The 19,966-nt window shown below is 34.2% G+C and carries 19 protein-coding genes; 3 read left to right on the top strand and 16 right to left on the bottom strand.

Features of this window, described 5'->3' with window-relative positions; translation table 11 throughout:
• The first annotated feature begins 11 nt into the window (after positions 1 to 11).
• Together MST30_RS07735 and MST30_RS07730 are read left to right on the top strand one after the other, a co-directional pair.
• Positions 12 to 1,565: a DUF5123 domain-containing protein gene (locus MST30_RS07735; protein ID WP_243473811.1), complete on the top strand. Its 1,554-nt coding sequence runs from the start codon at positions 12 to 14 to the stop codon at positions 1,563 to 1,565.
• A gap of 90 nt (positions 1,566 to 1,655) precedes the next feature.
• Positions 1,656 to 2,969: a pectate lyase family protein gene (locus tag MST30_RS07730; protein WP_243473810.1), complete on the top strand. Its 1,314-nt coding sequence runs from the start codon at positions 1,656 to 1,658 to the stop codon at positions 2,967 to 2,969.
• A 19-nt stretch (positions 2,970 to 2,988) separates the two neighbouring features.
• On the opposite strand, the gene MST30_RS07725 is transcribed toward MST30_RS07730, so the two are convergent.
• On the bottom strand, positions 2,989 to 4,476 hold the full coding sequence (locus tag MST30_RS07725) for a right-handed parallel beta-helix repeat-containing protein (protein ID WP_243473809.1): 1,488 nt from the start codon (positions 4,474 to 4,476) through the stop codon (positions 2,989 to 2,991).
• A 113-nt stretch (positions 4,477 to 4,589) separates the two neighbouring features.
• Here MST30_RS07725 and MST30_RS07720 point away from each other — a divergent pair, with 113 nt between their 5' ends.
• The gene (locus tag MST30_RS07720) at positions 4,590 to 5,627 is read left to right on the top strand and encodes a LacI family DNA-binding transcriptional regulator (RefSeq protein ID WP_243473808.1); all 1,038 of its coding nucleotides are present in this window, start codon (positions 4,590 to 4,592) and stop codon (positions 5,625 to 5,627) included.
• Positions 5,628 to 5,646: 19 nt separating this feature from the next.
• Here the strand turns inward: MST30_RS07720 and MST30_RS07715 are convergent, their stop codons facing one another.
• The 15 genes from MST30_RS07715 to MST30_RS07645 all read right to left on the bottom strand — a co-directional run bounded on the left by MST30_RS07715 (position 5,647) and on the right by MST30_RS07645 (position 19,965).
• A complete protein-coding gene (locus MST30_RS07715) occupies positions 5,647 to 7,260 on the bottom strand; it encodes a UxaA family hydrolase (protein WP_243473807.1) in 1,614 nt (537 codons plus the stop codon).
• Between the two features lie 20 nt (positions 7,261 to 7,280).
• The gene (locus tag MST30_RS07710; RefSeq protein ID WP_243473806.1) at positions 7,281 to 8,741 is read right to left on the bottom strand and encodes a tagaturonate reductase; all 1,461 of its coding nucleotides are present in this window, start codon (positions 8,739 to 8,741) and stop codon (positions 7,281 to 7,283) included.
• 11 nt (positions 8,742 to 8,752) lie between these two features.
• Positions 8,753 to 10,048, bottom strand: a complete 1,296-nt coding sequence (locus MST30_RS07705; RefSeq protein ID WP_243473805.1) for a TRAP transporter large permease — start codon at positions 10,046 to 10,048, stop codon at positions 8,753 to 8,755.
• A 2-nt stretch (positions 10,049 to 10,050) separates the two neighbouring features.
• Positions 10,051 to 10,506 (bottom strand): TRAP transporter small permease, encoded by a 456-nt coding sequence (locus tag MST30_RS07700; RefSeq protein WP_243473804.1) that lies wholly within the window; start codon positions 10,504 to 10,506, stop codon positions 10,051 to 10,053.
• A 4-nt stretch (positions 10,507 to 10,510) separates the two neighbouring features.
• Positions 10,511 to 11,491 (bottom strand): TRAP transporter substrate-binding protein, encoded by a 981-nt coding sequence (locus MST30_RS07695; RefSeq protein ID WP_243473803.1) that lies wholly within the window; start codon positions 11,489 to 11,491, stop codon positions 10,511 to 10,513.
• A 9-nt stretch (positions 11,492 to 11,500) separates the two neighbouring features.
• Positions 11,501 to 11,848, bottom strand: coding sequence for a cupin domain-containing protein (locus MST30_RS07690; protein WP_243473802.1), 348 nt, complete (start codon positions 11,846 to 11,848; stop codon positions 11,501 to 11,503).
• 10 nt (positions 11,849 to 11,858) lie between these two features.
• Entirely contained in the window at positions 11,859 to 13,259 is a 1,401-nt protein-coding gene (uxaC, locus tag MST30_RS07685) for a glucuronate isomerase (protein ID WP_243473801.1), read from the bottom strand.
• Positions 13,260 to 13,271: 12 nt separating this feature from the next.
• The gene (locus MST30_RS07680; RefSeq protein ID WP_441372795.1) at positions 13,272 to 14,027 is read right to left on the bottom strand and encodes an SDR family oxidoreductase; all 756 of its coding nucleotides are present in this window, start codon (positions 14,025 to 14,027) and stop codon (positions 13,272 to 13,274) included.
• Positions 14,028 to 14,038: 11 nt separating this feature from the next.
• Positions 14,039 to 14,878: a 5-dehydro-4-deoxy-D-glucuronate isomerase gene (gene kduI, locus MST30_RS07675; RefSeq protein ID WP_243473800.1), complete on the bottom strand. Its 840-nt coding sequence runs from the start codon at positions 14,876 to 14,878 to the stop codon at positions 14,039 to 14,041.
• A gap of 625 nt (positions 14,879 to 15,503) precedes the next feature.
• Positions 15,504 to 15,875: a hypothetical protein gene (locus MST30_RS07670; RefSeq protein ID WP_243473799.1), complete on the bottom strand. Its 372-nt coding sequence runs from the start codon at positions 15,873 to 15,875 to the stop codon at positions 15,504 to 15,506.
• A gap of 29 nt (positions 15,876 to 15,904) precedes the next feature.
• A complete protein-coding gene (locus MST30_RS07665; RefSeq protein WP_243473798.1) occupies positions 15,905 to 16,324 on the bottom strand; it encodes a hypothetical protein in 420 nt (139 codons plus the stop codon).
• 8 nt (positions 16,325 to 16,332) lie between these two features.
• Complete coding sequence (locus tag MST30_RS07660; RefSeq protein ID WP_243473797.1) at positions 16,333 to 16,752, bottom strand: GreA/GreB family elongation factor; 420 nt, start codon at positions 16,750 to 16,752, stop codon at positions 16,333 to 16,335.
• An 18-nt stretch (positions 16,753 to 16,770) separates the two neighbouring features.
• Entirely contained in the window at positions 16,771 to 18,075 is a 1,305-nt protein-coding gene (locus MST30_RS07655; protein WP_243473796.1) for a Glu/Leu/Phe/Val family dehydrogenase, read from the bottom strand.
• Between the two features lie 197 nt (positions 18,076 to 18,272).
• Positions 18,273 to 18,449, bottom strand: a complete 177-nt coding sequence (locus MST30_RS07650; RefSeq protein ID WP_243473795.1) for a hypothetical protein — start codon at positions 18,447 to 18,449, stop codon at positions 18,273 to 18,275.
• A 187-nt stretch (positions 18,450 to 18,636) separates the two neighbouring features.
• Positions 18,637 to 19,965: a sigma-54-dependent transcriptional regulator gene (locus MST30_RS07645; protein ID WP_243473794.1), complete on the bottom strand. Its 1,329-nt coding sequence runs from the start codon at positions 19,963 to 19,965 to the stop codon at positions 18,637 to 18,639.
• Between the last annotated feature and the right edge of the window lies 1 nt (position 19,966).

The raw sequence follows: 19,966 nt of genomic DNA, 5'->3' as shown, positions 1-19,966 counted from the left end.
CTTAAAACAAGATGAAAGCAAGATATATTTTAAAGTGTTCAATAGTGCTATTTTCTCTACTGTTTACATTTTCGGGATGTGACAGTCCAGATGAAGTTATTGAAGAGCTAAACGTAAGTCGTGAGTTTGCACCTGTTGGATTACAAGCATTTATTAGAAATCAAGTCGTTGTAGAGCTTCAATGGGATTCTGACCCTTATGTTGAGAACTATGTTGTAGAATTTAGTGAAGATCCGTCTTTTTCTACCATCGTAGAAACTGTTAACGTTACTTCAGATCAGGTTCCTGTTCAAGTAGAAATGCAACAAGAAACATTTTATTACATAAGAGTGCAAGCCATAAGCTCTAGAGGATTGGAAAATTCTACTTATGCTACCACAACGGCAGAGACATTAACTGAGCAGATTTTTTACCCTATTGTACCTGAGGATATTTTAGCTACCGAAGCAACTTTTAGATGGTTGCCTAATACTACCGTTACTGAATTGTTTTTGGTACCTGGTAACATTACTTACACTTTATCTGCACAAGAAATTGCAGAAGGTGTTGCTACAGTAACAGGGCTTACAGGTGAAACAGATTATACAGTACAAATACTTAATGGCACTACCATTAGAGGTGTTTTAACATTTACTACAGGTATTGATATTGGAGATGGTATTTTAGTGACGCCTTCTGATGATATATTTCAAATGGTAGCTGATGCTAATCCTGGTGATGTTTTAGTATTAGATGCTGGTGACTATACTGCACAAGTTGGTACAATTACTTTAGACAAATCTTTAACTATTAGAGGTCTTTACAGTTTTGACAAACCTTTACTGAAAGTAAGTTTTTCTGTAGTAGATGGCGCTACTGATGTTGAGCTTATAGACTTAGACCTTACTGGTGATGTCGCTACAGATTTAACAGATATGCTAAGATATACTGCTACTGGCAACTACAACTCATTATTGGTAAGTGGTTGTAATGTTCATGATTATAACAGATCGTTTATAGCAGGAAATGTTACCGATGCTATTGTACAATCAATAACAGTTGAAAACTGTGTTGTCACAAATGTCTTAACAAGTGGTGGTGATTTCTTTGACTTCAGAAACTCTGATGTACTAAATGTTAATTTTAGCAACAGTACATTCAACAATTGTGCGCCAGGAAGAGATTTCTTTAGAATTGATGATGCTGGAACTTCTACCCAATCAGGTTTTACTTGTAATCTAACAATAGACAGTTGTACATTATACGCCTGCTCTAACTCTTCAAGTAGAAGAATTCTATATGTAAGATTCCAAGACAATGATATTACGGTAAACAATACTTTAATTACAGATACGGCATCTGAAGGCTACTCAGACCAAACAAGAACAGATGAGTTCATTACATTTAGTAATAATAACTACTTTAATGCACCTACGTTCTATGACCCTACAGTACTTAGATACGATACATCATCGAGTTACACAACCACAGATCCTGGTTTTGTTGATCCTCTTAATGGTGATTTTACAATTACAACTCAATCATTAATTGATAATCAAGTTGGTGATCCACGTTGGAGACAATAATATTGATATTTAGATAAGTTAGTCTTTTAAAAGGAGATTTGTTCAAATAACATTTCTCCTTTTTTATTAAATTTAATTTGAAGATTAAACATGAAAAATAAAGCCTTAATATTACTATTTAACCTTTTATCCTTTTTAGGGATTTCAGCTCAGCAAATAGCGTTTCCTACTGCTGAAGGTTTTGGGCAACATGCAACTGGCGGAAGAGGTGGTTTTATTTATAAAGTTACAAATCTTAATGATAGCGGAGAAGGTAGCCTTAGAAAAGGCATCTTAAAGAAAGGGGCTAGAATTATTGTTTTTGATGTTTCTGGCACTATTGAACTTCAATCTAAATTAGACATTAACAAAGGCGATTTAACTATATTAGGGCAAACTGCACCTTGTGGAGGAATTACACTAAAAGGCTACCCAGTGACTATAAAATCCAATAATGTTATCATAAGATATCTAAGATTTAGAATGGGAGATATTAACGCTATTGAAGGTGATGCTCTTGGTTGCAGAGACACCGAAAATGTAATCATAGACCACTGCTCTATTAGTTGGGGAACCGATGAAAATGCTTCCTTCTACAACAACAAAAATTTTACGTTTCAATGGAATATTGTTTCCGAAGCTCTTAACAGATCTGTACACAAAAAGGGAGCTCATGGTTATGGCGGAATTTGGGGTGGAGTGAACACTTCGTTTCATCATAATCTTATCGCTAATAACAATAGTAGAAACCCAAGATTTAGCGGCTCTAAAACCACAGAAAATTCAGAAAATGAATTTGTAGATTTCAGAAATAATGTAATTTATAATTGGGGTGAAAATAACATTTATGGTGGTGAAAAAGGAACATACAATATTGTAAACAACTATTTTAAATCAGGTCCTGCCACGACTTCTTCTAAATTAGACAGAATCGTAAGCCCTTCTGAACCTTACGGAAAATTCTATGTTGATGGAAATTATGTTTATAATTATGAAGATATCACTGAGAATAATTGGGATGGTGGTGTACAATGTAATAACCCTGAACTTGCTAAACTAGAAACTTCAATAGATATAAGCAACAACATTTCTACTTCCAATGCTGAAACTGCTTTCAACAAAGTACTTAAAAGTTCTGGAGCTAGTTATTCTAGAGATAAGGTTGACAAACGACTTGTAAAAAATGTAAAGAAAGGAAAAGTAAGTTATAAAGATGGTATCATAGACTCCCAAAATAATGTTGGTAGTTGGCCAAAAATAAAGTCTAAGGAAGCTTTAAAAGATTCTGATGGAGATGGTATACCAGACAAATGGGAGCGAAAGCTTAAATTAAATAAAAACAAAGAGGACGCTCATTTAAACACCTTGAATGAGAACTATTCTAATATTGAAGTTTATGCTAATATGTTAGTAGATGAAATGTAATACATCTACTAACATTTAATTATTCAAACTCAAAAGCACCTATATCTGGAGCCGACCCATTAAAAGGAAGACCTACATCTTCGCCTGCATCAATCAAATCACTTCCTGATACGAGCTTTAAGAAATTAATATCAGGTAAGCTTCCATCTTCGTTTCTTGGAGAGGCTAGCAAATCGATATCTACAGCTATAAAATCTGACGCATTGGTTGTAATTCCATTTTGCCAGCCATTGCTTGTAATGTCTGTGGTCGTTGCAGAAAATCCATCATTATTGTTACCATCAAACGAAAATGTGTTCTTTATCAATAAAAATTGAGCAATATTGGTAGAACTAAAACTAATATTTCTGCCATTGCTGTAAGCGGAACAGTTATAGATTTCTATTTCACCACGATTACTATTATGGTCAAACCCGTCATAAACATTACCAGCAGCAATACAATTGGTATAAACAGCATTATGTTTTAATGTTTTATCATCACTTCCACCTGTTTTAAAGCCATTACCATCACCTGCTCCTACACTACCATTCATTAAATAGCCATTTTTAAAAGCCCAACAGTTTTCGTAAGTAGTCGTAATATTGTCGGTATCTCTTAAATAACCATCCCAACCATCATCAAGGTTTTGCCAAGCTCTACAACCTATAAATTTATTATTAGAACCTGCATTTAACTTACAGGCAAAACCATCGGCATTTTCCAAAGAAGAATCGGCATTATAATAAGAATCACAATTCAGAACAATATTGTTACTTCCTCCTCCATCAATCTGTAATCCGGAGTCTTTATTTTCGCTAAACGTGCAAAACTCTATAGTGTTATTGCTTCCTGATATGTGTAAACCATTATCTCCTGCTGCATAGACATCAATGCCTTTAATATGCCAATAATCACCTGAAAGCTCAATCCCTCTGTTAGATGAGTTTTCAGACATAGAAGAGAAGTTAAATCGAGGTCTTTCGGTATCGGATGGATATGCTAAAAGTGAAATTAAATTCGCATTAGAACCATCACTTGAAATATGTATCGTAGAATTGAAAATATAATCACCACCTCTAACATAGATATTTTCTCCAGGATTGGCAGAGGCTATTGCTGCTAAAATTTGTTGCGACGTTTCTACAACTGTTCCGTTAACCGGATTGCCAACTCCAGAAATCTCAAAAATCTGCTCCCCAAAAATACCAGAACCATCTTGTGCTGTTGCTCTAACGGTTACCGAACCATTGGAAATTGCCGTTAATAATCCTGAATTGGAAATTGTAGCTACACTACTATTAGAAACGGACCATGTTACCGAAGTGTCAGTTGCATTACTGGGTGTAACCGTTACAGATAGTTGACTTGTACCACCATCTGTAATTGTATTTCCTAATATAGATATAGATTCTACCTCAACAAATGATGAAGGTTCATTTGATGAACTATCACTGCTGCAACTGTAAGTTGATAATAAAGCAATAATCATTAAAAATTGCCATATGGTAATGTTAAATTTTTTCATCTTAAAAAGAATTGCGTAATCGATTACACAATAATAATGAATTTCTAATTTCAAACAAAACTTACTTAAAATAAAATGCTTAGATTTACGTGTTTATTCAGCACTTGAATTTAATGAAGAAAAAGACTACTATTTACGATATAGCCAAAGAGGTTGGACTTACCGCTGCAACTGTATCTAGAGCTCTAAATAACAACCCAAAAATTAGTGAGAAGACACGAAAGTTAGTTCAAGAAACTGCTCAAAAAATGAACTATGAGCAAAATACACTTGCTAGAGCGTTAAAGAGCGGAAAAAGTTATAACGTCGGTGTTATTGTACCTCGTATGGACAGTAACTTCTTTGCTTCAGTAATCAGAGGCATAGAGGAAGAATTATATCCTAAAGGCTATCACGTTATTGTTTGCCAAACACATGACCAAGAAAATCAAGAAGCAGGTAATATAAACTCCTTATTGAATGCGCAAGTTGACGGTATTTTAATGTCCATTTCCAATGCCAAAACAAAAAATAAAATTTTTGACAACATTGCTCATAAAAAAGTGCCGCTAATTTTCTTTGATAGAAAAAAAGAAATCCCAGGTGTAAGCTCTGTTACTATTGATGACTTTAATGGCGCATATCAAGCCACAAAACACCTTATTGAACAAGGTTGTAAGCGTATTGCTCACCTATCTAACAATCGTTCTTTAGAAATCTTTAAAAATCGTTATCTTGGTTATAAACAAGCCATATTAGATCATGGTTTAGAATTTGATGAAAGTCTAGTTATAGAAACCTTCAGTAAGGTCATTGAGGGTAGAAAAACCACAAAGAAGTTGTTGAAAATGGCTAACCCACCTGATGCTATATTTTCTTCATCAGATTTTAGTGCGCTTGGTGCCATCCAAGAAATAAAAGAGCAAGGTTTAAGGATACCTGAAGACATAAGCGTTGTAGGATTCAGTAACGAGCCTTTTACAAAATTTATGGAACTCTCTATTACCTCAGTTGATCAGTCTCCAATAGAAATGGGTAGAATTGCCGCTAAAGTATTTCTTAAAGAAGTTGACAACAAAGAACCAAAAAAAGAAAGTGAGAAAATAGTACTTCAGCCAGAACTCGTTATTAGAGACTCTTCGCTTAAAATAAAAAGTGAAGCTTCTGCGTAATTCTAGCTGAAAACCTTATTTATAAAGACACACCACGTTTCCAAGGAATAAAATCGTCTTGATTTAAAATACTTGCTTTAGATTTTATGGTGCCACTAGCCACATCAATAATATATTGAAGCATCGTTTCTGCCATTTCCTCTATTGTCTTTTCACCTTTGATTACATCGCCAGTATCAACATCAATGATATCACTCATTTTTGCTGCTAATTCAGAGTTTGATGATACTTTTATTACTGGTGTAATTGGATTTCCTGTTGGTGTTCCCAAACCTGTTGTAAACAACACAATGTTTGCTCCAGAACCTACCATAGCTGTAGTACTTTCCACATCATTTCCTGGTGTGCACAATAAGTTAAGTCCAGGACTAGTCACATATTCGCCATAATCCAAAACATCTACAACTGGTGATGTTCCACCTTTTTTAGCTGCACCAGCAGATTTCATAGCGTCTGTAATTAATCCGTCTTTGATGTTTCCTGGAGAAGGGTTCATATCAAAACCAGAACCAGCATCTACAACAGATTTTTCAAAGGCTTGCATTAAGCCTAAAAACTTGTTCGCTTTGTCCTCTTCTACACATCTGTTTACCAACTCCTGCTCTACACCACAAAGCTCTGGAAATTCAGCTAAAATTGCCGTTCCACCAAGTGCTACTAACATATCTGAAGTATAACCCAAGGTTGGATTTGCTGAAATACCTGAAAAGCCATCTGAACCACCACATTCTAAACCTATTTTAAGTTTAGACAATGGAGCTGGTTGTCTTTCTATTTTATTAGCCTCTTTGATGGCTTCAAAAGAATTTTTAATGATAGCCGTTAGCATTTCATCAACAGTACCCATTTGTTGCTGTTCGTACATCAACACTGGTTTTTTGTTGTTTGGGCTAATTGCCTCTAATGCTTTATTGAAGATATCAATCTGAAGATTTTGACACCCCAAACTCAATACTGTTGCACCTGCTACATTAGGATTTTTCACATAACCAGCTAACAAACGTGCTAAACTTTCAGAATCTTGACGAATACCACCACAGCCTCCAGGATGCGTAATGAATTTCACTTCAATATTATCAAAAACATTTGTGGTTTGTTCTGGTTCAACCGCAGTATTTCCATCTCCTTCATTAACCAACGAACGTAATAACATTCTGTGGCTATTAGACTTTTGAGTCAATAGTTCTTTTTCAAAAATATCTTTTAATAACTCAATGTTTCTGTTTTCACAAAAAACCAAAGGAAAGAATAACCACGTATTGGCAGTACCAACTTGTCCATCTTCTCTGTGATAACCCATGAATGTTTTGTCTTTCCACTTGTCTACATTTGGTGCTGACCAACCTGTAGTATCTGTTTTCTGAGTGACTTTGGCACTTTCGTGTTTTACATTGTTTATGGTTAAAACATCACCGAGCATAATAGGTGTATTAGCTTTACCAACCAAAACACCGTACATAATGATTTTGTCTCCAGATTGCAAATCAGTAAGGGCTATCTTATGCTTTGCCTTAACATCTGAAACAACCTTTATATCTTGTCCTTCGAATGTTACAACTTCACCTGCTTTTAGGTTTTCTAAAGCAACTGCAACATTATCACTTGGATGTACTTTTATTAATTTCTTTTGCATCACCTTTCGGTTTATTAATCTTAAATTTTATCCTTAAAGTTTTTCAAACCTTGCTCAACTCCATTAGCATCAATTTCTTCTAGAGCTACTTCTATAGTTTCAACAAGGTTATTGACTTTTGTAAGGTCTTCACCCCAAAAATCAGTCTTTTCAAGTGTAGCGCTTGCAACACTTTTATAGTCATTACTAGCCCAAATTGTTTTGAATGCATTTACAATGTCTTCACTATCTTTTATAGGCAATGCTTTACCATGCCATTCTCCTTTATAGAATCGAATTAAACACGCGAAAGCAAATGTTAAATGCGCTGGTAACTTTTGAAATTTCTCGTTATACTCTAACAAACTTGGTAGTACTCTTACCTTAAATTTTGAAATAGAATTTAAAGCGATATCAGCTAATTTATGCTTGATGAATGGATTTCTAAAACGGTCTAGAATTTCTTCAGCAAAACTATCTAATTCTGCTTTATCCATTGGTAACACGTGATTGATTTCATCAAAAATTGCACTGTTTACAAAAGCTCCTGTAAATTCATTATCAACAGTTTCTTTTACTGTTTCATTCCCATAAAGCAATGAAAATGGTACCATAGAAGTATGCGCACCATTTAAAATACGTACTTTTCTGGTACGATAAGGCTGCATATCCTTAACGATTTTTACATCTAGATCAGTCTTATCAAAAGGTAGTTTTGCTTTTAAGTCATCACCTCCTTCAATAACCCAAAGTAAAAAGGTTTCCGCTGAAACGATTAAATTGTCTTTATAATCTAACTGCGCGTTGTATTCTTCAATTTGATCTTTTGGGTAGCCAGGAACAATACGATCTACCAATGTATTGTGGAACGAACAGTGTTCAGTTAACCATGTTTTAAAGCCTTCTTCAAGATTCCAATCTGCACAATATTTTAAAATAATTTCTTTTAAAGTATCTGAGTTGTAATTAATCAACTCGCAAGGAATAATTGTCAATGCTTTATCTGAAGCACCATTAAAATGCTGAAAACGCTTATGTAATAACATTGTCAGCTTAGCAGGAAACGAGCTTGGTGGCTGCATTTCCATAGTATCACTTTCTACATAAGCTATACCTGCTTCAGTTGTATTAGATATAATAAATTGTAATTCTTCTTCTTTTGCTAAATCTAAATACTGCTGAAAATCCGCATAAGGATTGATACCTTTAACAATATTGGTAATAAGTTCTTTAGTCTGAATTTCTTCCCCTTTTTGAATACCCTTCAAAAACAAGGTATACAGTCCGTCTTGATCATTCAACATATCAACCATACCTCTATCAATCGGCTGCACAACAGCTACGCCTGCATTGAAATCTGCTGACTTGTTTAATTGCTGAATAGCATAATCTACAAATGCTCTAAGGAAATTACCTTCACCAAACTGTATAACTTTTATAGGTAATCTTTCTTCTAATCCTAAGTTTGATCTATTTAATTTATTGTCTATCGTTACTGACATTCTAATCTATTTTAAAGGTTAAATACACTTGGCAACCAAAGTGTTAATTGCGGGAAATACGTTACTAAAAATAAAGCTACTACCATAGCTAAAAACAACGGTAATAATGGTTTCATTACCTTCTGAATGGTTGTTTCGGCTACACCAACTCCAACAAAGAGGACGGACCCGACGGGAGGTGTACACAGCCCAATACATAAGTTAAGAACCATGATAATACCAAATTGAATTGGATCCATTCCAAGATCTACCACTACTGGTAAGAAAATTGGAGTAAATATTAATACTGCTGGTGTCATATCCATAAATATGCCCACAAACAATAAGATTAGATTGATGATTAAAAGTATAATAATAGGGTTATCACTAACAGCCAACAAAGATGTACTGATACTTTGAGGTATGTTTTCAAAAGACATTACCCAAGACATACTCATTGACGCTCCAATCAATAGCATAACTACTGCTGTTGTAGAAGAAGAATCTAATAAAATCTGTGGTAAAGTTTTGAAATTGATTTCTTTGTAAGCAAAACCAAGAATTAATGTGTATAAAACTGCTATTGCTGAGGCTTCTGTCGCAGTAAAAATACCTGTAACAATTCCACCGATAACAATTACCAATAAGAAAAGGCTTGGTACGGCATCAATAAATGTTTTAAAAACTTCCTTTAAAGAACTACGCTTTCCTAATTTATATTTTTTCTTTTTAGCCCAAAACATTGCAACCATCATAAGGAATAAACCAGTAAGAATCCCAGGAATATAGCCTGCTAAAAACAATGCTGCAATAGACACACCTCCACTCGCAAGTGAGTATACAATAAGAACATTACTAGGTGGAATAATTAAACCCGTGGTTGCAGAAGTAATATTAACTGCTGCACCAAATTCTTTAGAATACCCTTCTTTCTCCATTTCTGGTCCAAGAATACTTCCCATTGCAGAAGCCGAAGCCATTGCAGAACCTGCGATTGCTCCCATGAGCATCGCACCAATTACATTTATCAGTGCTAATCCACCTGGAAGAGAACCCACCAAAGTCTTTGCAAAAGCAATGAGCCTATGGGCTATACCTCCTTTATTCATCAATTGACCAGATAAAACAAAGAATGGTATGGCCAATAATGCAAAGCTATCTAAACCTGTTCCCATACGTTGCGAAACCGTAGTGAATGCTGGCATCGCAGGAATGCTTACTAACATTGTAAGTACTGAAGAAATGGAAATACTCCAAGCTACAGGTGTACCAATGGACAATAAACCCACAAAACTTATAACTAATACTAAAATTGGGATATAATCCATAACTACTTAATATTTATAATGTCTGAAACTTTATAATAAATAATCAACAAACCGCTTACAGGAATTGCTAAATAGACAATAGCCAATGGGATTTGTAATGCTGGTGATTGTTGATCTAAAACATAGGTAATATATACAAGTCTGCTTCCGCCTATTACCATGGCAAAAAGTGCAAATAGAATTATAAGTACATATACTACTATCTTTAATTTCTTTTGTGTTTTATTTGATGCTTTTTGAGGTAAAACATCAATAGCCACGTGCATATTTCTACCTGAAACATAAGCCGCACCTAAAATACCCAACCAAACCATAAGGTATCTTGCCAATTCATCTGTAAATGAACTTGGTGTACCCACAACAAACCTTGTAAATACTTGCCAAATAACATTGATAACCATGACACCCATTATAACAATGAGAAGGTTTCCTAAAATCTTATCTATCTTTTTTCTCATCGATCTAATTATTCTTAATACGATTGATTAGGTCTTTCATATCCTCATCCTTACTGTAGGTTTCATAAACATCTTTCACATCTTCTTCAAAAGCTGTTTTATCTGGCCTTACCACAGTTACTCCTGCTTTCTGCACCTCTTCTAAAGCTTCTTGTTCTGCTTCAGCCCAAAGTTTACGTTGGTAACCAACAGACTTATCTACAGCTTCTTTTAACCAAGCCCTTTGCTGCTCAGATAATCTATCCCAAATATGTGTTCCTATGATTAGTACATCTGGTAATACTGTATGCTCGTCTAATGAGTAGTATTTACATACCTCGTAATGTCTAGATAAATAAAAACTTGGAGGATTATTTTCTGCTCCATCTACAACGCCTTGTTGCAAAGACGTGTATAATTCTCCCCAAGATATTGGAGTTGGTGAGCCACCTAAGCTTTTTACCATGTCCATAGCAGTTACACTTTCCATAACTCTAACCTTAAGACCTTTTAAATCTTCAGGGGTGTTAATTGGTTTATCTTTGGTGTAAAAACTTCTACTTCCTGCATCGTAATAGCACATACCTTTTATCCAGTATTTAGTACCTTCGTCTAAGAGTTCTTGACCAATTGGACCATCTAGAATCTCAAAAGCATGTTCTCTATCCTTGAACAAATATGGCAATCCAAAAACCTTCATACGAGGAGCGAAATTTTCCATAACTCCTACTGAAACTTTGGTCATATCCAAACTTCCGATTTGAAGTAGTTCTATACACTCACGCTCGGTTCCTAATTGTTGACTTGGGTAAATTTCCAACTGCATTTTTCCACCTGAAATCTCAGCCAAATCTTCACCCATTTTAACCATAGCTTTGTGCACAGAATGATTAACATCAAGACTATGCGCCAACTTTATGGTTTCTACATCACTCATTTCACCACAACTAAAAACTGACAGCATAGTTGCTAGAAAAAGAATAAAATATCGGGATGTTTTCTTCATAATTTCTCTTTAAATTTTATTCTCTAAAAAATCTTTTCTAACAGGATTAAAAATATCTATCAGCATTCCTTCTTCTAAACAAACTACTCCATGCATTATATTTGACGGCACAAAAAAAGAATCTCCTTGTTTTAATATTTTTTTCTCATCTCCGATAGTGACTTCAAATTTACCACTAGATATATGTGTAGACTGTGTATGGATATGATTGTGCATTTGCCCTACTCCATCTTTCTTAAATTTCACATTAACCATCATCATTGTATCATCGTAACCAACGATTTGACGACTAATTTTATCCTCTAGAATTTCCCATTCCATCTTATCTTGCTCAAAAAAAACATCTGCCTTAGACATATTCTACTGCTTAAAAGTTGAAATATTCCTTAGCATTGAAATAGCTGATATCTGAAACGATTTTACCAATCCATTCTAGCTCTTCTTTTGGCAGTTCACCTCTTTGTATTTCATCACCAAGTAAATTACACAACAATCTTCTGAAATATTCGTGTCTTGGAAAAGAAAGGAAACTTCTAGAATCAGTTAACATACCAATAAAGCAACTGATAAGTCCCATATTAGATAAGGCATTCATCTGTTTAGTCATGCCGTCTTTTTGATCTAAAAACCACCAACCAGAACCGAACTGCACTTTACCTTTTACACTACCATCATTAAAGTTACCAATCATGGTCGCCATAACTTCATTGTCAGCCGGATTTAAATTATAAATTATAGTTTTTGTTAATTTATCTTTTCCGTCTAATGTGTTTAAGAACGCTGATAGTTTTTCGGCTTGTGGATAATCACCAATAGAATCCCAACCCGTATCTGGACCAAGAATACTATGCATACGTGCATTATTATTTCTTAGTGCACCAAGGTGAAATTGCTGTACCCAACCAAATTCGTGATAGGTTTCAGACAAGTATAGAAGTATAGCTGTTTCAAACTTAAGAACGTCTTCTTTTTCTAAAGTTTCACCATTTAATTTCTTTTTGAAAATAGCTTCAACTTCATTGTCTGTGTATTCAACAAATGAAATTTGATTCAACCCATGATCACATAATCTGCAACCATTATCATTGAAATAGTTTATTCTGCTTCTTAAAGCATCTTTTAGATCTTGATACGTAGAAATTTCAATATCTGCAGCTTTGCCTAAACCATTTATATAATCGTTATAACTGTCATTAGCTATTAAAATAGCTTTATCTGGTCTAAACGCTGTACTTACTTTTATTTCAAAATCACTTTTAGCTAATGCTTGGTGATGTTCTAAGGTGTCGATAGGATCTTCAGTAGTACAAACCAACTCAGCATTAACTTTGCGTAACAAGTTTCTACAGCTATAATCTGCTGAACTTAATTGTTCTGAAGTCGATTCGAAAATACGCTCTGCTGATTTTTCATTCAACAAATCCGTAACACCAAAATAACGTGTCAATTCTAAATGCGTCCAATGATACAAAGGGTTACGCATGGTGTATGGTACGGTTTTAGCCCAGTTTAGAAACTTATCTTTATCTGAAGCGTCGCCTGTGATATATTTTTCGTTAATACCCAAAGTACGCATAGCTCTCCATTTGTAATGGTCACCATTAATCCACACCTTAGTAAGGTTATTATAAACTTTATCCTCTAAAATTTCTTGAGGAGGTAAGTGATTGTGATAATCTATTATTGGCTGATTTTTTGCATAATTGTGATATAGCTCTTCGGCATATTTATTTTCAAGCAAAAAATTATCGTGTATAAACTGTTTCATTTCTTTTAAAATTTATCTACCCATCCAACCGCCATCAACGGTTAAAATTGAACCTGACATATAATCACTTGCTTTCGAAGCAAGGAATACAATAGGACCTTTAAAATCTTCTGGTTTTCCCCATCTACCTGCTGGAATTCTAGCTAAGATGGATTGACTTCTATCCTCATCATTACGTAAAGCTTCCGTATTATCTGTAGCGATGTAACCTGGAGCTATAGCGTTAACCTGTACATTTTTTGAAGCCCATTCGTTAGAAAGCGCCATTGTTAACTGACCAATCGCACCTTTTGAAGCAGCATAGCCAGGTACTGTAATTCCTCCCTGAAAGGTAAGCAACGATGCGGTGAAAATGATTTTACCAGAACCATTAGCAACCATATCCTTACCTATTTCTCTGCTTAGAATAAACTGCGCATTTAGGTTGACCTCAACAACTTTATCCCAGTATTCATCAGGATGTTCTGCTGCTGGTTTTCTTAAAATTGTACCTGCGTTATTTACTAGAATATCTATTTTAGGGTGACTAGCTTTTACAGCCTTTATAAAATTGTAAAGTGACTCTCGGTTAGAAAAGTCACATTGGTATGCTGTGAATGTTTTGCCGATTTCAGCAACTCTTTTACCTATTGCAGAACCTTCTTTTTCTAATGAAGCCGAAACACCAATAATATCTGCACCTGCTTCTGCTAAAGCTTCTGCCATTGCAAAGCCTATACCTCTTTTACAGCCAGTAACAAGCGCTGTTTTCCCTGTTAAATCAAACATAATATCAAGGATTATCTTAACTCATTAATCTTACAAACATCCATATCTCCGTAGTCTAGATTTTCACCTGCCATTCCCCAAATAAAAGAATAACTAGCTGTACCTGAACCAGAGTGAATAGACCAAGGCGGAGAAATCACTGCCTCTTCATTACCCATCCAAATGTGTCTGGTTTCTTGTGGTTGACCCATAAAATGACAAACAGCTTGATCTTCTGGAACTTCAAAATAGAAATAAACCTCCATTCTTCTGTCGTGCACGTGAGCAGGCATAGTATTCCAACTACTTCCAGTTTTTATGGTTGTCATTCCCATTTGTAACTGGCATACATCTACAACACTGTTTACGATGTATTTTCTCAATGTTCTTGCATTTGCAGTTTCTGCAGAACCTAACTCTATAACCTCAACATCATTAGTTCCTATTTTTTTGTTTGGAAATTTTTTGTGTGCAGGTGTAGAGTTTAAATAGAATTTAGCTGGCTCACTAGCATCTTTGCTAGAAAACTCAACATCTTTATTTCCTTGACCAAGATATAAGGCTTCTTTATGATCTAATTCATAAGTATCACCATCTACAGTTATAATTCCTGAACCTCCTACATTGATAATTCCTAATTCTCTTCTTTCTAGAAAAAAAGATGCTTTAAGCGGATCTATCGTTTCTAGTTTTATCTTTTTATTAACTGGCACAAGTCCTGCAACCATAAACCTGTCGTAATGCGTATAAACCCATCTTAATTCATCAGTTTTCATAACATTTTCAATTAAGAATTCTTCTCTTAATTCTTGGGTATCGTACTTTTTTACAGCTTGTGGACTAGATGCGTATCTTGTATCGTATTTTGACATAATAAATTTTTAATTGTAATCGATTACACAAATATATAAATAAATATGATAATTGCTATTTTCGGATTATGAATTTGTTAAAATAGCATTGGTTTGGTTGGTAAATTAATAAAAAATATGTGAGTTTTTGTCAATTCACATAGTTGCATTAAAAGTTTTTAGGTAGAGATTGAATATTTAGGATACTCTTTTAAGCACCTAAAAATCTAACTCTTTTAGTTTGTTAAGTCGCCTAACAAATAACCGCAAGAATATTAAGACTCTTGCGGTTGTAATTGAAATGTATCATCGTATAAATTAAAACTTCTTAACAATTAAAGCATAAGATTTCCACATTTCGGCTAACTAACAAATATTAAAATCTAGATCTAATATAAGTACTGTTTATATTTTCACATTACTGATGTATTATTAACATTAAACTTAACTGCAGCTGTTTAAATACGCCAAAAAACATATTAACATTGCTACCTATTCTTTAAAGAAACCGCAAAGACAACTAACTTTGCGGTTTGCACACAAAACCTAAGATAAATCTAGCTTTTGCAATCAATCAAATTATAATCAACCAAACTCGGCTTTGTGATTCTATATAAAGATTAAGTTATTTTAGGCTTTATTTTTTCTATCGCTTAAACATTAATAAAACCCGATATACCTCATTTTTAAATTTGGTATAACTCTGCATGTAGTCTATATAACTTTTACGTTTTTGCATATGGTGCTTAACTCTAACGTTATCATACTTGGTTTTACTGTATTCCAATTCGGTTTTTAATTCGTTTTCGTACTTACATAAGCCTGCCATCAACAGTACATTTGTCCTCTGGTTTGCTTTTATTTTATAGGCTAACGAATCGCTTTTAATCAACTGTTTTTCTAGGGTTTTGAAATGATTTAAGTCTTCGTTTATAATTTCTAGATTGTATAACCATAATTCGATCTCTTTTAGATCTTTATACAGGCACAATCTTCTATGCTCATCTACTTTATACATTTAGTACACTTATTAAACAGCGGCTAGTATTAGCTTATTTTTAATAGTGTAAATTTTCCTTTTATACTGTTAAAAAACTCATCTTTAAGTCTTCTATATTTATCTAAATGATAGATATAGCTTCTTCTATAACTCTCGTGTTCTGATATGTACACCATGTCGCACTCGGTATCTTCACACTCTATAATCTTAGCTCTTGCACCATTGTATTGCAAAAGCGCATTAAGTAATGTATCGTTTTCTTTTTGCTTTTTCTTAAATCTTTGGATTACAACAGGACTTTCTAACTTACTGTTTAGCTCCTTCGTACAAATACTTATAAAATTGCTAAGCTCCTTCTTTATGTACTGAAGATGGTTTATCCAATTGTTTAACTCCATAGAATTAATCTTATGAGTGATATCTAGATCAGTATCATGATTGTATATTTTATCTTCTATTGAATTCATAATAATATTTAAATAGAAAAGTTAGTCTTATCTAGTTCTCTTTCTTGTTTAACTTCAGAAATAAGAATCTCTTCATTTCCCTGTGGAAAACTCCATATAACACTATCGTCTTTAGAATAGCCAATTAAAGCAGATCCTAAAGGAGTTAAAACTGATATTTTGTTATTTCTAAAGTCCCTCTCAGAAGGTATTACAACCTGCACCGTCTTTTTAACACCGTTTTCGTATGCTACCGTAACCGTACTATTAAATCTTACAACATCCTCTGGCATTTGGTCATCGTCTACAATATGTGCAGATTTTAACTCTTCAAAAAGCTTCATCAAACACTCTTGCCTTTCATGATCTTCAGCATAACCAGAGATATTGAGTATGCGCTTTAAATACACATACTCTTTCTTCTCTAATATTAAACTTCCGTATTTCATTTACCTAGACTTTATTTATTAAGGAAAAATACCTCTTTCTATATATGCTTTTTCTATACGTTTAATAGCAATACTAAATGCAGCAGTTCTCATATCTACCCCTTCTACAGTTGCATAATCGTAAACTTTATCGAAAGATTCTTTTAGCTTTTTATCTAGCTTTGCCATAACCTCGTCTAACTGCCATAGCTCTCCGTTACGATTTTGCAACCATTCAAAATAGCTACCCACAACTCCACCAGAGTTACACAGAATATCTGGTATGATGGTTACTCCGCTCTCTATTAAGATTTTTTCTCCTTCAACATTTGTTGGTCCGTTTGCACCTTCTGCAATTAATTTTGCCTTAATGCTTGGTGCATTTTCTTTTGTGATTTGATTTCCTAGAGCTGCAGGAATACAGATATCACATTCTAGCGCAAAGAACGTATCTTTATCTACCGCATTAGCTTTTGGAAAATCTGCAATGCTACCGTCGTTAATTTGCATGTAGTTAAACAAATCTTCAACATTGATACCTTCTTGATTTTGAACACTTCCAAAGGCATCTTGTACACCTACTAAAATGGCTCCATCTTTTTCTAAGAAATGTGCTGCCCAATAGCCAACGTTACCAAAACCTTGTACGATGTATTTTTTGCCTTTTAAACTTTCGTTATTCTTTTCTGCCCAAAACTTTATAGACAAATACACACCATAACCAGTAGCTCTATCACGACCTTCGAGTCCTCCACTTCCGGCTGGCTTCCCAGTAACGACATGCTGATTTGCTGTACGCTCTGCTGGTGGTCTTGTACTCATGTAAGTATCTGCCATCCATGCCATAGTTTGACTATTGGTATTAACATCTGGCGCAGGTATATCGTGCTCTGGCCCAATATTATCTGCTAAAGCAAACGTAAAACGTCTTGTTATACGCTCTAACTCGGTTTTAGAGTATTTAGATGGATCTATTTTTATACCTCCTTTTCCACCTCCATAAGGCAAACCTGCTAAGGAGGTTTTCCAGGTCATCCACATAGCTAATGCTCTAGCTGCATCTATATCTACTGTTGGGTGATAACGTAAGCCACCTTTATATGGCCCTAATGCATTGTTGTGTTGCACTCTATAACCTGTAAATATTTCTACATCACCATTATCCATTTTTACAGGAAAGTTTACAATGATTTCATTGTTGGTTATGCTTAATATTTTTTTAATATTTGGATGTAAATTGATTTGGGTTGCAGCATTCTCAAACTGCTCCATTACATTATCCATCATACCTCTTTGAGGTGTCTTTTTAGCTTTTTCTTTAAGCTCTGCTGTTAATGTTGACATTCTTTATAATTAATATTAACTGTTTTTTTATTACTGTGAGTAAATACAACTACTTAAAGTATCTGTTAGAGATAGATCTTTCCTGATACTTTTCGTTTAAGTACTTACTTCTTAAAGACTTATTTTTCTTTACCGAATTTTTAGTATTCAATATTGCAACTAGGGCATTAAAAATCATAACGCTACTATTTTAAAATTTAAACCAGTTCTAATTCTTGTCTTTTTTTATTTTGAGGTGTTTTTACTTTCATTATTACTTTAGAATCCAAATCTTCCTCTTCGTACTCACTGCAAGACCATACTTTGTCTTTTTGGGCAGTTAGCACACAATTTTTAAGATGTACACAACTTGGGCAAATATTTATGTGGTTCATTTAAAAAGCTATTTTTATTGTATTGTATAAGGCAATGCATATGCCAAAACAAATTAACCAACAACAAAAAAACTCTCAAAACCCTTTATTCAAAAGGACTTTGAGAGTTTCAATAATAATTTAATTAAAAATAGTACTGATACTTTTTTACGCAATTGCGTAAAAAAGTATCAGTGTATTTAAGCTTTTAATCGGCTAGTTTTTGACGTATGGTTTTTCGATCTATTTGAAGTATTTCTGCAGCTTTAGTTTTGTTGTTTCCTGTTGCTCTTAAAACTTTTTCTATATATCTACGCTCAATTTCTTTTAGAGGTACTAACGCATCCGAAGGCATATCTATAACATACTTTAAATGACTTGGTAGCGACTCTGCCTCAATTACTTTATCGCTCATTATAACAGCACGCTGTACTATATTTTCAAGCTCCCTTATGTTTCCTGGCCAATCGTATCTCATTAAAATGTTTAATGCTTCTGGTGCAATTTTTATAAAACGGTCTTTATATTCTATACCATATTTAAACAAAAACTTATCTACCAAAAGCGGTATATCATCTTTTCGGTCTCTTAAAGGTGCTATTTCTATTTCTACCACAGTGAGTCGGTAAAACAAATCTTCTCTAAAAGTTTGTTTTTTAATCATTTCTCTGAGGTCACTATTGGTTGCAGCAACGATTCTAACATCGATCTGTTCGGCTTTTGTAGCACCCACTTTTACAACTTCTTTTTCTTGAAGCACACGCAATAATCGTGATTGCACTGCTAATGAAGCATTACCAATTTCGTCTAAAAAAATAGTTCCGCCGTTTGCCGCCTGAAAAAAACCATCTCTATTAGTTTCTGCACCTGTAAAGGCACCTTTAACGTAACCAAACAATTCGGCTTCAAGCAAATTTTCGGGTATAGCACCACAATTTACGGCAATAAAAGGTGCTCTAGAAAATTTACCTTGATAATGAATCGCCCTTGCTACCAACTCTTTTCCGGTACCACTTTCACCTTTAATAAAAACTGTGGCTTTATTATTTTTTACACGCTCAATAATCTGAATAACATCATTAATCTGTTCAGAATTACCTATAATTTCACCATAGGCATTATTAGTCTTTTCTAGTTCAGTTTTTTTTGTTTGTGCATGCGAATTACCTTTATGTAACGCCTTATCTATAGCTTTTTTTAATTCGTCTTTTGTAAATGGTTTTGTAAGATAGTCTGTAACTCCAGATTTTATAGCTGCTAAAGAATCTTGTACAGAAGGATAGCCTGTAATCGTTAGTTTTGGTAATTTAGGGTAGTGCTCTGATACAAACTTGATAAGCTCAAAGCCATCAACCTCTGGCATCTTTAAATCTGTAATCAATAAATCTATTCTTGTGTCTTTTAAGATTGTTACGGCTTCCTTTACAGAAATAGCCTTGTACACATGAAATTTCCACGATTGTAAATGACGTTGTAGTAACTCTATAATATGTATATCGTCATCTACAACCAATATATTTTCTTGTCGTAATTGCATA

It is taken from the genome of Winogradskyella sp. MH6 (assembly GCF_022810765.1).
In the GTDB taxonomy this organism is placed as follows: Bacteria; Bacteroidota; Bacteroidia; order Flavobacteriales; family Flavobacteriaceae; genus Winogradskyella.
The sequence above is the reverse complement of the archived record's forward strand: the minus strand, read 5'-3'. Positions and strand labels throughout refer to the sequence as shown.

Excerpts from the sequence above, each read along its gene's own strand:
- MST30_RS07665 (WP_243473798.1), bottom strand. The coding sequence starts at position 16,324 with ATGAATTCAATAGAAGATAAAATATACAATCATGATACTGATCTAGAT.
- MST30_RS07730 (WP_243473810.1), top strand. The coding sequence starts at position 1,656 with ATGAAAAATAAAGCCTTAATATTACTATTTAACCTTTTATCCTTTTTA.
- MST30_RS07735 (WP_243473811.1), top strand. The coding sequence starts at position 12 with ATGAAAGCAAGATATATTTTAAAGTGTTCAATAGTGCTATTTTCTCTA.
- MST30_RS07720 (WP_243473808.1), top strand. The coding sequence starts at position 4,590 with ATGAAGAAAAAGACTACTATTTACGATATAGCCAAAGAGGTTGGACTT.
- MST30_RS07655 (WP_243473796.1), bottom strand. The coding sequence starts at position 18,075 with ATGTCAACATTAACAGCAGAGCTTAAAGAAAAAGCTAAAAAGACACCT.
- MST30_RS07705 (WP_243473805.1), bottom strand. The coding sequence starts at position 10,048 with ATGGATTATATCCCAATTTTAGTATTAGTTATAAGTTTTGTGGGTTTA.
- MST30_RS07715 (WP_243473807.1), bottom strand. The coding sequence starts at position 7,260 with ATGCAAAAGAAATTAATAAAAGTACATCCAAGTGATAATGTTGCAGTT.
- MST30_RS07725 (WP_243473809.1), bottom strand. The coding sequence starts at position 4,476 with ATGAAAAAATTTAACATTACCATATGGCAATTTTTAATGATTATTGCT.
- MST30_RS07710 (WP_243473806.1), bottom strand. The coding sequence starts at position 8,741 with ATGTCAGTAACGATAGACAATAAATTAAATAGATCAAACTTAGGATTA.
- MST30_RS07650 (WP_243473795.1), bottom strand. The coding sequence starts at position 18,449 with ATGAACCACATAAATATTTGCCCAAGTTGTGTACATCTTAAAAATTGT.
- MST30_RS07660 (WP_243473797.1), bottom strand. The coding sequence starts at position 16,752 with ATGAAATACGGAAGTTTAATATTAGAGAAGAAAGAGTATGTGTATTTA.
- MST30_RS07645 (WP_243473794.1), bottom strand. The coding sequence starts at position 19,965 with ATGCAATTACGACAAGAAAATATATTGGTTGTAGATGACGATATACAT.
- MST30_RS07695 (WP_243473803.1), bottom strand. The coding sequence starts at position 11,491 with ATGAAGAAAACATCCCGATATTTTATTCTTTTTCTAGCAACTATGCTG.
- MST30_RS07690 (WP_243473802.1), bottom strand. The coding sequence starts at position 11,848 with ATGTCTAAGGCAGATGTTTTTTTTGAGCAAGATAAGATGGAATGGGAA.
- uxaC (WP_243473801.1), bottom strand. The coding sequence starts at position 13,259 with ATGAAACAGTTTATACACGATAATTTTTTGCTTGAAAATAAATATGCC.
- kduI (WP_243473800.1), bottom strand. The coding sequence starts at position 14,878 with ATGTCAAAATACGATACAAGATACGCATCTAGTCCACAAGCTGTAAAA.
- MST30_RS07700 (WP_243473804.1), bottom strand. The coding sequence starts at position 10,506 with ATGAGAAAAAAGATAGATAAGATTTTAGGAAACCTTCTCATTGTTATA.
- MST30_RS07680 (WP_441372795.1), bottom strand. The coding sequence starts at position 14,027 with ATGTTTGATTTAACAGGGAAAACAGCGCTTGTTACTGGCTGTAAAAGA.
- MST30_RS07670 (WP_243473799.1), bottom strand. The coding sequence starts at position 15,875 with ATGTATAAAGTAGATGAGCATAGAAGATTGTGCCTGTATAAAGATCTA.